This is a genomic window from Marinobacter sp. Arc7-DN-1, from assembly GCF_003441595.1.
GTDB classification, from domain to species: Bacteria; Pseudomonadota; Gammaproteobacteria; order Pseudomonadales; family Oleiphilaceae; genus Marinobacter; species Marinobacter metalliresistant.
The window spans coordinates 4,249,927-4,263,460 of sequence record NZ_CP031848.1 but is presented as its reverse complement, the minus strand read 5'-3'; the positions used below and the strand labels follow the sequence as shown (position 1 = coordinate 4,263,460).

Here is a 13,534-nt window from a genome sequence, read left to right as displayed (position 1 = left end):
ACCAGCCTCAACATTGTTCCATCCCAAACGACCGGACGCTCTTCCCTATGATCACCGCAGAAATCCTCCGCCAGGCCAGAATCGAAAATGTTGCCCAGAGTCTGCGGGAAGATATTGGAGACGGCGATATCACGGCCAAGCTTATACCGCCGGAAAAGCGCGCCAGCGGCCGGGTTATTACCCGGGAAGCCGCCACCATCGCCGGTCGTCAGTGGGTTGAAGAGGTTTTCCGGCAGGTTGATCCTTCGGTGACGCTTAGCTGGCAGGTTACCGATGGCGAAACCGCGTCACCCGATCAGGTACTTTTCACCATGGAAGGCCCCGCAAGAAGCTTGCTCACCTCGGAACGGTCGGCCCTTAACTGGTTACAGACCCTCTCTGGCGTCGCCACCGCCTGCGCCGGATATGCGGCCAGGGTGGCCCATACTGGCGTTCGCCTGCTTGATACCCGGAAAACCCTGCCCGGGCTGCGCCTGGCCCAGAAATACGCGGTTACCTGTGGTGGCTGTTACAACCATCGCATCGGCCTGTGGGATGCGTTTCTGATCAAGGAAAACCACATTGCCGCGTGCGGCTCCATAGCCGATGCCATTCTGGCGGCTCACCGGATCGCACCGGGCAAACCCGTTGAAGTGGAAACCGAAAACCTTGACGAACTGGACCAGGCCCTGAATGCAGGGGCAGACATCATCATGCTGGACGAATTTTCGCTGGAAGACATGCGCACGGCGGTCGCCAGGACCGCTGGCAGGGCAAAACTTGAGGCCTCTGGCGGGATTAACTCAACCACCCTGGTCCCGATCGCGGAAACCGGCGTGGATTTCATCTCGATTGGCGCACTGACCAAAGACATCAGGGCCGTGGATCTGTCCATGAGGCTGGACTGATCAGCCTCCGGACAGCAAACGGTCGATTTCCTCCAGCTCCCTGACCAGCGCGCTCCCGGGCTCTGGCCGGCCACGAAAATGCTCCTCAGCCATGGGCGCCATGCCGGAAACCGCCGGCAGCGGGTGGTCGTTCTCAATAATCACCTTCATTCTGGCCACAAACACAAACTGCAGCCACTGGTGGAACTCCAGGGTATCGATGCAAAACGGCTTGGTGCTCTGAAAAGCCTGTTCAGGCGGCAACTCCGACTCCCAAAGCCCGAGTTGCCGTAATTCCATCTCAATGTTCAACAGGCTGTCTGCAACCTGCCTGATCGGATGATCGGGTTTGGTCATATCAGTCTCACTTCAGTCAATCAGTGGCTCCAGCTCCACTGTTTCGCCATGCAGAACCCGAAACAGGTCCTCGTACTGGCGTGTCAGAGGGTGCTTGGGCGCCATATGAATCAGGGGCTGCCGGCTCTGATGGGACTCTTTCATTTTCACGGAGCTCGATAGCCTCACCGGCAACACGGGCAAGCCTTCTTCGATGAGCTCCCTGACCAGCTGTCTCGGCAAACTGGCCCGGGGCTGGAACTGATTGGCGATAATTCCCTCAACAACCAGGTCTTCGTTGTGGTCTTCCTGAAGATCACGGATCTCATTGAGAATGTTGTACAGAGCCTGACGGGAAAAATCGTCACAATCGAACGGGATCAGGCAGCGCTGGGCCGCAATGAGTGCCGACCGGGTGTAAAAGTTGAGCGCAGGCGCCGTATCGATGTAGATGGCGTCAAAGGTTTCCTCCAGCTTTTTAAGGGCTTCGCGCAGCTTGTAGATCTTGTGCTTGGCCTCCAGCTTGCGCTCAAGGAAGTCCAGCTCCGGACTGGACGGCATCACAAACAGGTTTTTGAACGGTGTTGCGTGAACGAATTCGTCCGGGCGGCGATTGAATACTGTAAATGCGACGGTCTGTTCAAGCAGATCAGCGGCAGTGTCCTTGAGCTCACTGGCCGGCTTTCCCAGCAAATAATGGGTGGAGTTCCCCTGGGGGTCCAGGTCCACAACCAATGTTCGTTTTCCCCGAGCTGCACTGATAGCGGCAAGATTGCAGGTAATACTGGACTTGCCGACACCGCCTTTCTGGTTGAATACCACCCGTCTCATTTCGTCTCTCCCCTAATAAGCACGTATCGTTCTTTATGATGCCACTATAGCTTCGCGGGCTTTCACCACCCCATGACCGTTTTCACAAACGGGATCGTGAGTCTTCGCTGCGCCTGAAGTGAATTTTCATCCAGTATATCCAGAATGCCCAGCAAATCCCCAAGCCGCCTGGGAGCCCGGCGCATAATGTAGCCGGCGACGTCATCCGCCATCACCAGACCGCGTTTTTCCGCCCGCGCCATCAGAATCTTCAGTCGATCGTCGTCCCGGTAGATCCCCAGCTGGATGGTCAGGCCGTGGCTCAGCCGCGATACCAAGTCTGGCAATTCGAACGGCAGGTTGGCGGGCAGGTCCGACAAACCCACCACCAACAGTCCGCCCTGGTCCTGTATCCGGTTATACAAATGGAAGATGGCTTCTTCCCACAACCGGTCACCCGCAATGCGATCCAGGTCATCCAGACAAATGATGTCCTGGGCCTCAAGGCCGGAAAGTGCCCCGGGGCCAAAGGGGTGCAGCTCGGCAATACTGATGCAGACCGCAGTCTTGCCACGGTTTTCGCTGCGATGGCAAACCGCCTGCAGGAGGTGACTTTTCCCGGTATCGGAATCTCCGCACAGAACAACCACGGGAACCCTGGCGGGCCGATGACACACCGCCTCCAGACGTTTCGCGGCATCCGTGTTGCGATCACCGTGGAAGTTATCAAAGCGCGCATCGTCACGCAGCTTGACGCCAAGTACCAGCTGGGATGCACTCATGACCGTTTGGCCCTCCAGGCCCGCAAACCCCAGACACAAAGGTAATGAACACCACTGAACACCGCCGAGGCGGCGACCAGCACGATGCCGGCATCCACCACCCAGGTCGGCATGGACAAATCGGCCAGCAGCACAATGATCGCCAGTGCCACCAGAATCTGAACGAAGGTATTCACCTTACCAGGGATACTCGGCTCCATATCGTAGCGGCCAACGCTATAATGGTATGCCAGCGCGCCTGCCACGATCAGCAGGTCCCGCCCCAGAACCACCATGAACAGCCAGACCGGCAGAACGGAGGTCAGTGTAAGCATAAGGTAGGCGGTGATCAGTAGGGCCTTGTCGGCAAGTGGATCGGCAATTGCTCCGAGCCTGGTGCGCCAGTTAAAGTGCCGCGCCAGGAACCCGTCAATTGCATCCGTGCCAGCCGCCAGAAAAAAAATCACCAGTGCCCACCGGTAATCTCCGGCCAGCAACGCGCCTGCAAAGGGAGCTATCAGAAGAATGCGCAGAAACGTCAGGGCATTGGGAATCCAGCGCCAGCTGTGCAAATTCAAAAGACTCCCTCCGGTAACGTCTTACTCTCCGCCATCGCTCCCGATGACAGAAGACGGTTGCCAACGATAATACAGAACCTGGTACAGGGATTCGAACGCCTGCCTGGCATCCTCTTCATCAACGGGCACCGGCTGGTAGGTAAACAGGGACGGGCTTTCTGATTCTCCTGACGATAACGGCGACCCTGCGCCTGCCGGTTGCTCAGTGGCGCTTTCCTGGGCGGTTTCCGTTTCTGGCGCGGCCGACGGCTGACTTGTTACCGACGGAACTTCCGCCGGAACAGACGGGTTTTCCGTTCCCAGGGAGACGAATCTCGGATCGAGGGCAATATATTCCCTGAGCTGATCCAGCTCACCGGAAAAAGCGACTCTCAGAGTCAGTTGGTCTTCCCGTACCCGGTGTGCACCCACACTGACCACCGGCGTCAGCCCCCCGAGAACCTGATTGACCCTGGCATAGTCCTCCAGCGAAGTCACACCACGCACCACAATATCCACTTGCGGGGACTCGCCAACCTCTGCAGCGTCAACGGCATAGCGACTGGCGTACAGCTCGGCCCAGCGATTAATCATCGCCTCGGCCAGAGCGTCGGGGGTCGGGCCGGTTACCGATTCCTCGCCCGAATTCATCGACATGCCATCAAAAACCCAACCGGCACGCCACTGCTCACCACTGCGGCTGACCCGCACCAACGCCAGCACATCGTGCTCCAGATCACCCGATGCGGCCTTCACCCGGCCAACAAACTGACCCCAGATATCTGACAAAAGTTCCCGATCGGTGGTGAAACTTGCTGGAGGCAGCGCCACCGGCAGCCCCCGCTTTCTCGCTGCCGCGTCAAAGGCGGCCTGCCAGGTTCCGCTGGTTTCCTGCACGCGCAGGGTAGCCCCCAGCGTATCATCGGTTATCAGTGTACGGGAGCCACGCTCCTCGGCCGCAATCCATGCAAGCGTCAGTGGGCGGTTGGCGCCCCACACCGGCGCGTTGACTGACGCCAGGGCCCGGTTTACACCTACCGCGCCGAAAGACATGTCCAGGACGCTCTGACCGGAGTCGTCCCGGACTACCTGATAAGATAGCAGCAAGGACTCAGCGTCAGACAGCAGCGCTTCGACGCCTTCCAGGGACAGCACGTCCCTGGTGCCCGAGACACGCACCAGAACCTGGCTCAAACCATCTGAATACCCTTCAGCAAGCTGGCCCGGGGAAGATCCGCCCACGGGCACCCTGGCAGAATACAGGCCGGATACCGTTACCGCGGCTGCCGGGCCGGAAACCCCGCCCAGCAGAAACGTGAACAACACAAACACCCACGCTGCCGATACTGATGTATGTGCCGGCTTTTGTCCTGATACTGACATGAAACACCCTGCAGTTCGCATGAATGGCGCATAGGATACACCATGGTCCAGAGTGTGAGTAGCGGCGCCGGGTTTCAGAAAAGCAATATACATTTGGAGCACCACACTGCACCTGTTAAAATCCGCCACCTGACCCACTGGCCAACGGTTAAGTACACCATGAGCGAACAGAAGCCCTCCCTGACCTACCGTGATGCCGGCGTTGATATAGACGCCGGCAATGAACTCGTCAGCCGCATCAAGGACACCGCAGCGCGCACCCGCCGCCCGGAAGTTCTGGGCGGCCTCGGCGGCTTCGGCGCCATGGTCTCGATTCCTGCCGGCTACAATGAGCCGGTTCTGGTTTCCGGAACCGACGGGGTGGGCACCAAACTCAGACTGGCGATGCAACTGAACAAGCACGACAGCATTGGCATCGATCTGGTCGCCATGTGCGTGAACGATCTGGTTGTCGGCGGTGCCGAACCCCTGTTTTTCCTGGATTACTACGCCACCGGCAGACTCAACGTCGATGTTGCCGCCCAGGTGGTTGGCGGAATCGGTGAAGGCTGCGAACAGGCCGGCTGTGCGCTGGTGGGCGGCGAGACTGCCGAGATGCCGGGCATGTACGAGGGCGACGACTACGACCTGGCGGGCTTCTGTGTCGGCGTTGCCGAGCGCAGTGAAATCATCGACGGAAGCCGGGTTCAGTCCGGCGATAGCCTGCTCGCACTGGGATCATCCGGCCCCCACTCGAATGGCTATTCGCTGATCCGGAAAATCCTGGAAGTGAGCAGCGCCGACCTGAATCAGCCCATGGGCGAGACCACCCTGGCCAACGCCCTGATGGCACCCACCCGGATTTACGTGAAAAATCTTCTTCAACTCATTCGTGAAGTGGACGTGCGTGCACTGTCCCATATCACCGGCGGCGGACTGCCAGAGAACATTCCCCGGGTACTGCCAAGGGGCAGCGTGGCCGCAATCGATACCGCGAGCTGGACGCTGCCTCCGGTATTCCAGTGGCTCAAGGACAATGGCGGTGTGGCCAGCGAGGAGATGTACCGTACCTTTAACTGCGGCATCGGCATGATCGTCTGCGTACCTGCCAACCAGAAGGAGCTGGCTCTGGATACCCTCAAAGCACTGGGCGAACATGCCTGGCAGGTCGGTATCATCGAAAGTGCGGACAGCGAAGACGCAGAGGCATCCGTTCGCTACGCACCCGGACTTCTGTCGGCATGAAGGCAGATCAGACCCCATTACCGAGAATCCTGGTGTTAGCCTCCGGCAGCGGCACCAACCTGCAGGCACTGATCGACGCGAGCCGTGAACGGGAATTTCCCGGGCAGATTGTTGCGGTCGGCTGTAACCAGCCGGGGGCCTTCGCCCTGGAGCGTGCAGCCCAGGCCAACATTGAAGCCTTCGTGGTAAACCACAAGGATTTCGGCTCCCGTGAGGAGTTTGATGCTTCCCTTATGGCGGAGATTCTCCGCCATAACCCGGATCTGATCGTGCTGGCAGGTTTCATGCGGATCCTGACCACCGGTTTCGTCCGCGCCTTCCGGGGCAAGATGCTGAACATCCACCCTTCTCTGCTGCCGAAGTACACCGGTCTGAAGACCCATCAACGAGCGCTGGAAGCCGGCGACAAAGTTCATGGGGTCTCCATCCACTTCGTGACAGAGGAACTGGACGGCGGGCCGGTCATCACCCAGGCAGAGGTGTCGATCGCACCCGACGATACCCCGGAGTCCCTGGCGGAGAAAGTTCAGGAAAAGGAACACGTTCTTTACCCCATCGTAGTCCGCTGGTTCTGCGAGGGCCGGGTTCAGTTGGGCAGCGATTACGTGATGTTTGACGGAGAGCCCCTGAACGCGCCCATGCGCCTGCCCGATAACTGATCCATCGCCTGAACGAATTGTCATCTCCGTATCTCACCCGGGCAGCTACACTGTCGCCATCGATGACGGTATTTGTTCGGGTTTAGCTATATGCACTCACTACTAACCTCCAAACTCCGGGGCGCAGCATTGTCGCTCTGCCTCGGCATTCTGGCAGGCTCCGTCCAGGCGGAGTCGGACACGGGGCTTACACCCTTTGAAGCCAGCTACACAGCGGCCATGGAAAAAGGCATCTCCCTCAGTGGCACCGCAAAACGGACTCTGACATCTCAGGGCAACGATATCTGGCTCTACCGAACCGATGTTGATTCCTTTATTGCCAGCATTGATGAATCCCTGATCCTCAGATGGGAAAACGGTCGGGTCGTGCCGATGAGGTACCGCTACCACCTTTCCGGGTTTCTGATAAAGGATCGGAAGCATTCCATCGATTTCGACTGGTCGACAGGTGTGGCCACCGGAGAGTACAAGGGCAAGCGCTTTGAAATCGAACTGGAGGAAGGGGTCCTGGATCCGCTCGGCTACCAGCTCCAGTTGCATCAGGATATCCGCAACGGCGAACGTGATATGACCTACAAGGTCATTAATGGCCGGTCAGTTGATGATGAGCGTTTTGCCGTCATAAACGGCGAGGCTACAAGCACCGGTGGCGACGGAACAGCCTTTCTGAAAGCGGAAAAGGTTCGGGAGGACTCGAAGCGCCAGACCCTGATGTGGTTCTCGCCCGAGCAGGATTTCCTTCTCGTGCGGCTGCGACAGGTGGAACCAGACGGCAGCAGCTACGAGCTGAAACTGGAAGCGGCGGATTTCGGGCCCTAAACCTCGCGCCCAGCCTCACGCCAGACGGCTTTGACTTCATCCGCGATGATCCTCAGACCCTCGGCAACCCGCTCATCGTCCTGGGAGTAGGTCACACGCAGGCACTCGTGCCGGTGTTTCCAGCCGTCCTCCGGCAGCCCCGGAAAGAAATAATGGCCGGAAACAACCAGCACACCACGGGCTTTCAGTCGCTGGTACAACTCAAGGCTGGTGATCGGCAGATCCGGGAACCACAACCAGAGAAACATCGCGCCCTCCGGCTTGTGGAGATACCAGCGGCAACTGTCCTCCCCCATGGCGTCCCGAAAAACTGCTACCGCCTTCTGCATTTTCGCCTTGTAGAATGGGCATACCACCTCGCGGCTCAGCGAGAGGATCTCGCCGGACCTGACCAGCGGATCCGCCAGCATGGCTCCGAAACTACCCGTGGCCAGGTTCACGATGGCGTTAATGCCCGAGAGCGCCTTGATGATCGGCTCAGCCGCAATCACAATACCCGTACGCGCCGCTGGCAGGCCCAATTTCGACAGACTCAGGCAGAGGATAATCTGCTCGTTCCAGGTGGGCGTTGCGTCGACAAAAAGCAGGCTGGGAAACGGCGTGCCATAGGCTCCGTCAACGATCAGGGGCACGTCGTGGTCACGCGCCAGTTGCTCAAGACGCGCAAGCTCGTCGTCGGTCACCACATTGCCGGTCGGATTGGTGGGCCGCGACACACAGATAGCGCCCGTCTCGCCGGTCACTTCCACGGCATCAAAGTCCACCCGGTACTTGAATTCATGAGCATCGGTAAAGGAAATATCCGGCTGAACCGCGTGAAACAGGCCAGGCTCGATGCCAGCGTCGGCGTAGCCGATGTATTCCGGTGCCAGAGGCAACAGAATATGCTTGCGCTGACCTTCACCGTAGTCGCCGCCAAACATGTTGAACAACATGAAGAAGGCGGCCTGGCTGCCATTGGTAAGCGCGATGTTCCCGGGTTTCAGGCCCCAGTTGTACTCGCGGTTCAGCATCTCGGCGAGCGCGGCGATAAACTGCTTTTCGCCCTGGGGCGGATCGTAAATGCCAACCAGACGCCGGACATCGCTTTCGCTGCGACTCATGTCCGCCAGAATTTCCTGCACTCGCTGCTGAATCTCGGGAATATGCCCCGGGTTACCGCCGCCCATCATGATCATGTCGTCGCCGGATGCCATGGCATTACCAAGGTCATCCATCAGGGACGTAATACCGGCATCGGCGGTAAATTTGCGACCAAATGCAGAGAGTTTCATGAGGTAAATTCCGTCTGACCAGGGCTGAAAACAATAAAGAACACTGAAAGTGTAGCTCGCCCGCGCGCTGTTCGATTATTCGTTGAGGGAGATGCCCAGGTTGCTGACGCCGTCGTTGGCTGCGTCTTCCCGCAGGCGGGCCACGAACTGATCGGTAGGCGTGCGCTGGCGTTTGAGGGCAAGCACCAGATCGCGCTGGAAGGTCTTGTCCTCTTTCATCAGGGGGTGTTGATCCAGCAAGCGAACCAGCTCGTCTTCGTCGAGATCGTCACCCTCGGAAAGCTCAATGAAGTTCATCACCGTTGCCGTGGCCATCTGCGAGGCGTCGGTTGCCCGGTGTTTACCCGGGTTCAGACGACTAAGCAGGGCCTGCTCCAGCAACTGGCAGAAATCAAAGGCCGGGTAGACGCCGTAGGCATCGTAGGCGTTCACATCCGGAGACAGGGTCTCCAGCCTTGCCAGCAGCTGGGGGATGGCGGACTCCGAAACATCTTTCTGGAGCAGGTCCCAGCCAAGATCCAGCAGCTGGCGCATTTTGGCACCGGTTTTCAGGTCGACAGCGTCTGCGAACAAGGCATAGTTGGGGAATGAGCGCTCAGCCAGAGCGAGCAGGAAGGCGCATTCGCGCCAGCCCTGCAACTGTGAGACTGCTTTGAGGAACTGGTTGGCGTTCATGTCTTGGGCAGGGTGACGCCGGTCTGGCCGAAGTATTTGCCGCCCCGGTCTTTGTAGCTGGTCTCGCAGATCTCGTCGGATTCGAAGAAGAGCATCTGGGCCACGCCTTCGTTGGCGTAAATTTTGGCCGGCAGGTTGGTGGTATTGGAAAACTCCAGGGTAACCTGGCCTTCCCACTCCGGTTCCAGCGGTGTGACGTTGACGATGATGCCGCAACGGGCGTAAGTGGATTTGCCGAGGCAGATGGTGAGTACGCTGCGCGGGATGCGAAAGTATTCGACGGTGCGGGCCAGGGCAAAGGAGTTCGGCGGGATGATGCAGACGTCGCCGGTGTAGTTGACGAAGCTGTTTTCGTCGAAGTTCTTCGGGTCCACGGTGGCGGAGTGGACGTTGGTGAAGATTTTGAATTCGTTGCTGCAGCGTACGTCATAGCCATAGCTGGAGGTGCCGTAAGAGATCACGCGGCCTTTTTCGGTTTCACGAACCTGTCCGCTTTCGTACGGTTCGATCATGCCGTTTTGTTCGGACATCCGGCGAATCCACTTGTCGGATTTGATGCTCATTGGCGAAGTCTCGTATCCACTGGGAAAAATTGAGGCGTAGTTTACCCGTTAGCGCGGTGTCTGTCGAAGTCTACGGGCTTTATCACAGGACTGCCTGGCTGGGTGGCTGCAAGCTTGGGATGCACTTTCCAAAACACGCTACGAGCACATCCATGTGCGCTTGTTTCGGGCCGTCCCTGGCCCTCAACAGTTTTGGAAAGTGCACCCCAACCTCGCGACTCTAACAGTCGGGAATTCGCCTCTTTGAGCCTAAGTCAGTGCTCTGTCACCGAAACGCTTGAGATGGAACCACTGAGGTTGCGCTCCCGGGTGGAGAGTTCAGCCCCTAACCTTCTGGCGATATCGCGGTACCGGCGGGCCACTTCGGAGTCCGGTTCGGCAACCACGGAGGGGGTGCCGCCGTCGGTCTGTTCGCGGATGGTCATGTGCAGGGGCAACTGACCCAGGAGCGTGGTGTTGTATTCTTCGGCGATGCGTGCACCGCCGCCGTGGCCGAAGAGGGGTTCTTCGTGGCCGCAGTTGCTGCAGATGTGGACGCTCATGTTTTCGACAACGCCGAGCACGGGGATGTCGACTTTGCGGAACATTTCGATGCCTTTTTTACCGTCCAGCAGGGCGATGTCCTGGGGAGTGGTGACGATCACGGCGCCGGTGACGGGGACTTTCTGGGCCAGGGTGAGCTGGATATCGCCGGTGCCCGGGGGCATGTCGATAATGAGGTAGTCGAGTTCGTTCCAGAGGGTCTGTTGCAGCAGTTGCATCACCGCGCCGCTGACCATGGGGCCGCGCCAGACCATGGGGGTTTTGTCGGTGACAACAAAGGCCATGGAGTTAGCCTGGAGGCCGTGGGCGTCCATGGGGACGAAGTATTTGTTTTCGCGGGTGTCGGGGCGCTTGCCTTCCGGCACGCCAAGCATCATGCCGATGCTGGGGCCGTAGATGTCGGCGTCGAGGATGCCGACTCTCGCACCTTCGGCCTGAAGTGCCAGGGCGAGGTTGACGGCGGTGGTGGATTTACCGACACCACCCTTGCCGGAGGCGACTGCGATGATGTTTTTCACGCCAGGGACCGAGGGCAGGTCTTTTTGAACCTTATAGGCGTGGATTTTCTGGCCGACATGAACGTCGGCACTCTCTACGCCATCGACGAATTCCAGCGCGTTGGTCGCGATCTCCTTCAGGGCCCCGGCGATGCCTTTGGAGGGGTACGGCAGCTCGACTGTGAGGGTCACTTTGCCTCTGGCGTCCGCACTCAGGGATTTTACCGCACCCAATTCGTAGAGATCCTTGTTGAGATACGGGTCGCGGTACTCGCGGACCGCTGTTTGCAGGGCCTGCTCTGATATCTGTGTCATCGGGTTCTCCGGAATAAGCTAATGCGCGATTTTAAGCACGGAAACGGGTGATTCGGATGAAAAATATCTGCTCGGAAGGTATCATCTGTGCCCGTTTCTGACCATATGGGGTCTTTACCTGGCGCAATCAATTCCGACGGCCGCCAGGACCCCGTTTTGTCTTTCCAACCCGTATCAACATAAGGTTCGGACATCACCATGACGCAAGCGAGCAAACAACAGCGCGATATTCTGGTTACCAGCGCCCTGCCGTACGCCAACGGCCCTATCCATCTGGGCCACCTGCTGGAATACATTCAGACGGATATCTGGGTACGTTATCAGAAAATGCGTGGCCAGAACTGTTACTACGTTTGCGCCGATGATGCCCACGGCACGGCCATTATGCTCCGGGCCGAGCGCGAAGGCATCACGTCCGAACAGCTGATTGACCGTATCCGCGATGAGCATCAGGAAGATTTCCGCGGCTTTCATATCCACTTTGATAACTACTACACCACCCATTCCGAGGAGAACCGCCAGTTCTCGGAGTACATTTACCGCCAGTTGCAGGAAAACGGGCACATTGCCACGCGCAAGATCATCCAGTCCTACGACCCGGAAAAGAACATGTTCCTGGCGGACCGGTTTATCAAGGGTACGTGCCCGAAATGCAAAACCGAGGATCAGTACGGGGACAACTGTGAAGCCTGTGGCGCTACCTACACGCCGGCGGAGCTGATCAACCCGCGCTCGGCCGTGTCCGGGGCGACGCCCATCGAGAAGGAGTCCGAGCACTATTTCTTCAAGCTGCCGGACTTTGCCGATTTCCTGGCTAAATGGACCCGTAGCGGCACATTGCAGCCACAGGTGGCAAACAAGCTGGCTGAGTGGCTGGATGCCGGGCTGCAGGAGTGGGATATCAGCCGCGATGCGCCCTACTTCGGCTTCGAGATTCCGGATGCGCCGGGTAAATACTTCTATGTCTGGCTGGACGCTCCTATTGGCTACCTCGCCAGTTTCAAGAACCTGTGCAACCGGGAAGGCATCGATTTCGAGCACTTCTGGAAGGCCGATTCCACCGCCGAGGTGTACCACTTCATCGGCAAGGACATCATCAACTTCCACGCCCTGTTCTGGCCATCCATGCTGCACGATGCCGGTTTCCGCACGCCAACGGCGGTCTGGGCCCATGGCTTTGTGACCGTGAACGGCAAGAAGATGTCCAAGTCCCGTGGCACCTTTATCATGGCCCGCACCTATCTGGACCACCTGAATCCGGAATACCTGCGTTACTACTTCGCGGCCAAACTGACCGGCAGTGTCGATGATATGGACCTGAACCTGGAAGACTTTGCTGCCCGGGTAAACTCGGATCTGGTGGGCAAGGTCGTGAACATCGCCAGCCGCAGCGCCGGTTTCATCACCAAGCGCTTCGACGGTCAGCTTGGCCAGGTTACCGAGCATGCCAAACTGAAGGAATTCATCGAAGCTGGCAAAGAGATCGAGGAGTTCTACGAAGCCCGTGAGTTCGGCCGCGCCATGCGCCGGATCATGGAACTGGCCGACATTGCCAACCAGTACGTCAATGACGAGCAGCCCTGGGTGATCGCCAGGCAGGAAGGCCAGGATGGGAATCTTCAGGCTATCTGCACCAACGCCATCAACATGTTCCACCTGCTGATGACCTACCTGGCACCGGTACTACCGGAAACCGCCAAGGCCTCCGAGGCGTTCCTGAATGCGCCGCTGGACTGGAACAAACGCGCGGAGCGCCTCGAGAACCATGGCATCAACAAGTTCAAGCCGTTGATGAACCGTGTCGACATTGCCCAGATTGAGAAAATGCTGGATGCCTCAAAAGAGGAACTGCCCGCAGCAACCGGAAAGCCGGCGCCTGCTGCCAAGGCTGAGCCGATCGCCGACGAGATCGAATTCGGGGAATTCGCGAAAGTGGATCTCAGGGTCGTTAAAATAGTGAAAGCCGAACAGGTTGAAGGCGCTGACAAGCTCCTTCGCCTCACCCTTGACGTGGGGCACGGCGACCGCAACGTGTTTGCTGGTATCAAGTCTGCTTACAGGCCGGAAGATCTTGAGGGCCGCCTGACCGTGATGGTTGCCAACCTCAAGCCCCGGAAAATGAAGTTCGGCATGTCCGAGGGCATGGTTCTGGCAGCGGGGCCCGGTGGCAAGGACCTCTTTATCCTGTCTCCGGATTCCGGTGCCACGCCCGGCATGCGGATCATGTAACGGCCGGCAGCCGGGTCAATGGA

At 58.5% G+C, this 13,534-nt stretch carries 14 protein-coding genes; 5 read left to right on the top strand and 9 right to left on the bottom strand.

Translation table 11 applies throughout. From position 1 onward, the window contains the following. The first annotated feature begins 47 nt into the window (after positions 1-47). Positions 48-887 (top strand): carboxylating nicotinate-nucleotide diphosphorylase, encoded by an 840-nt coding sequence (gene nadC, locus D0851_RS19960; RefSeq protein ID WP_117620188.1) that lies wholly within the window; start codon positions 48-50, stop codon positions 885-887. Here the strand turns inward: nadC and D0851_RS19955 are convergent, their stop codons facing one another. From D0851_RS19955 to D0851_RS19935, 5 genes are all read right to left on the bottom strand, one after another. Next, on the bottom strand, positions 888-1,223 hold the full coding sequence (locus D0851_RS19955) for a YqcC family protein (RefSeq protein ID WP_117620187.1): 336 nt from the start codon (positions 1,221-1,223) through the stop codon (positions 888-890). A gap of 12 nt (positions 1,224-1,235) precedes the next feature. Beyond that, on the bottom strand, positions 1,236-2,033 hold the full coding sequence (locus D0851_RS19950) for a ParA family protein (protein ID WP_117620186.1): 798 nt from the start codon (positions 2,031-2,033) through the stop codon (positions 1,236-1,238). Positions 2,034-2,095: 62 nt separating this feature from the next. Beyond that, positions 2,096-2,794 carry a DnaA regulatory inactivator Hda gene (gene hda, locus D0851_RS19945; RefSeq protein WP_117620185.1) on the bottom strand — a complete coding sequence of 233 codons (699 nt, stop codon included), beginning with the start codon at positions 2,792-2,794 and terminating at the stop codon, positions 2,096-2,098. Continuing rightward, positions 2,791-3,345 (bottom strand): CDP-alcohol phosphatidyltransferase family protein, encoded by a 555-nt coding sequence (locus tag D0851_RS19940; RefSeq protein WP_117620489.1) that lies wholly within the window; start codon positions 3,343-3,345, stop codon positions 2,791-2,793. The genes hda and D0851_RS19940 overlap by 4 nt, the downstream gene beginning before the upstream one ends. Positions 3,346-3,372: 27 nt before the next feature. Then, positions 3,373-4,653, bottom strand: coding sequence for a DUF2066 domain-containing protein (locus D0851_RS19935; protein WP_227539374.1), 1,281 nt, complete (start codon positions 4,651-4,653; stop codon positions 3,373-3,375). Positions 4,654-4,872: 219 nt separating this feature from the next. Between D0851_RS19935 and purM the strand changes: the two genes are divergently transcribed. The 3 genes from purM to D0851_RS19920 all read left to right on the top strand — a co-directional run bounded on the left by purM (position 4,873) and on the right by D0851_RS19920 (position 7,415). Beyond that, the gene (gene purM, locus D0851_RS19930) at positions 4,873-5,937 is read left to right on the top strand and encodes a phosphoribosylformylglycinamidine cyclo-ligase (RefSeq protein WP_117620488.1); all 1,065 of its coding nucleotides are present in this window, start codon (positions 4,873-4,875) and stop codon (positions 5,935-5,937) included. After that, positions 5,934-6,596 (top strand): phosphoribosylglycinamide formyltransferase, encoded by a 663-nt coding sequence (purN, locus tag D0851_RS19925; protein ID WP_117620183.1) that lies wholly within the window; start codon positions 5,934-5,936, stop codon positions 6,594-6,596. Before purM ends, purN begins: the two co-directional genes overlap by 4 nt. A gap of 90 nt (positions 6,597-6,686) precedes the next feature. Continuing rightward, complete coding sequence (locus tag D0851_RS19920) at positions 6,687-7,415, top strand: DUF3108 domain-containing protein (protein ID WP_117620182.1); 729 nt, start codon at positions 6,687-6,689, stop codon at positions 7,413-7,415. Here the strand turns inward: D0851_RS19920 and D0851_RS19915 are convergent. The 4 genes from D0851_RS19915 to apbC form a co-directional block, all read right to left on the bottom strand. Next, entirely contained in the window at positions 7,412-8,689 is a 1,278-nt protein-coding gene (locus tag D0851_RS19915; protein WP_117620181.1) for a valine--pyruvate transaminase, read from the bottom strand. The genes D0851_RS19920 and D0851_RS19915 overlap by 4 nt on opposite strands. Before the next feature lie 75 nt (positions 8,690-8,764). Beyond that, positions 8,765-9,364 (bottom strand): YjaG family protein, encoded by a 600-nt coding sequence (locus tag D0851_RS19910; protein ID WP_117620180.1) that lies wholly within the window; start codon positions 9,362-9,364, stop codon positions 8,765-8,767. After that, positions 9,361-9,927 carry a dCTP deaminase gene (gene dcd / locus D0851_RS19905; protein ID WP_117620179.1) on the bottom strand — a complete coding sequence of 189 codons (567 nt, stop codon included), beginning with the start codon at positions 9,925-9,927 and terminating at the stop codon, positions 9,361-9,363. The genes D0851_RS19910 and dcd overlap by 4 nt, the downstream gene beginning before the upstream one ends. Positions 9,928-10,181: 254 nt before the next feature. Continuing rightward, positions 10,182-11,282, bottom strand: a complete 1,101-nt coding sequence (gene apbC / locus D0851_RS19900; protein WP_117620178.1) for an iron-sulfur cluster carrier protein ApbC — start codon at positions 11,280-11,282, stop codon at positions 10,182-10,184. A 198-nt stretch (positions 11,283-11,480) separates the two neighbouring features. Here apbC and metG point away from each other — a divergent pair, with 198 nt between their 5' ends. Beyond that, positions 11,481-13,511 (top strand): methionine--tRNA ligase, encoded by a 2,031-nt coding sequence (metG, locus tag D0851_RS19895; protein ID WP_117620177.1) that lies wholly within the window; start codon positions 11,481-11,483, stop codon positions 13,509-13,511. Positions 13,512-13,534 lie beyond the last annotated feature (23 nt).

Bases quoted from the DNA above. Each gene is read 5' to 3' on its own strand.
- nadC (WP_117620188.1), top strand. From the start codon at position 48: ATGATCACCGCAGAAATCCTCCGCCAGGCCAGAATCGAAAATGTTGCC.
- D0851_RS19955 (WP_117620187.1), bottom strand. From the start codon at position 1,223: ATGACCAAACCCGATCATCCGATCAGGCAGGTTGCAGACAGCCTGTTG.
- D0851_RS19950 (WP_117620186.1), bottom strand. From the start codon at position 2,033: ATGAGACGGGTGGTATTCAACCAGAAAGGCGGTGTCGGCAAGTCCAGT.
- hda (WP_117620185.1), bottom strand. From the start codon at position 2,794: ATGAGTGCATCCCAGCTGGTACTTGGCGTCAAGCTGCGTGACGATGCG.
- purM (WP_117620488.1), top strand. From the start codon at position 4,873: ATGAGCGAACAGAAGCCCTCCCTGACCTACCGTGATGCCGGCGTTGAT.
- purN (WP_117620183.1), top strand. From the start codon at position 5,934: ATGAAGGCAGATCAGACCCCATTACCGAGAATCCTGGTGTTAGCCTCC.
- D0851_RS19920 (WP_117620182.1), top strand. From the start codon at position 6,687: ATGCACTCACTACTAACCTCCAAACTCCGGGGCGCAGCATTGTCGCTC.
- D0851_RS19915 (WP_117620181.1), bottom strand. From the start codon at position 8,689: ATGAAACTCTCTGCATTTGGTCGCAAATTTACCGCCGATGCCGGTATT.
- D0851_RS19910 (WP_117620180.1), bottom strand. From the start codon at position 9,364: ATGAACGCCAACCAGTTCCTCAAAGCAGTCTCACAGTTGCAGGGCTGG.
- dcd (WP_117620179.1), bottom strand. From the start codon at position 9,927: ATGAGCATCAAATCCGACAAGTGGATTCGCCGGATGTCCGAACAAAAC.
- apbC (WP_117620178.1), bottom strand. From the start codon at position 11,282: ATGACACAGATATCAGAGCAGGCCCTGCAAACAGCGGTCCGCGAGTAC.
- metG (WP_117620177.1), top strand. From the start codon at position 11,481: ATGACGCAAGCGAGCAAACAACAGCGCGATATTCTGGTTACCAGCGCC.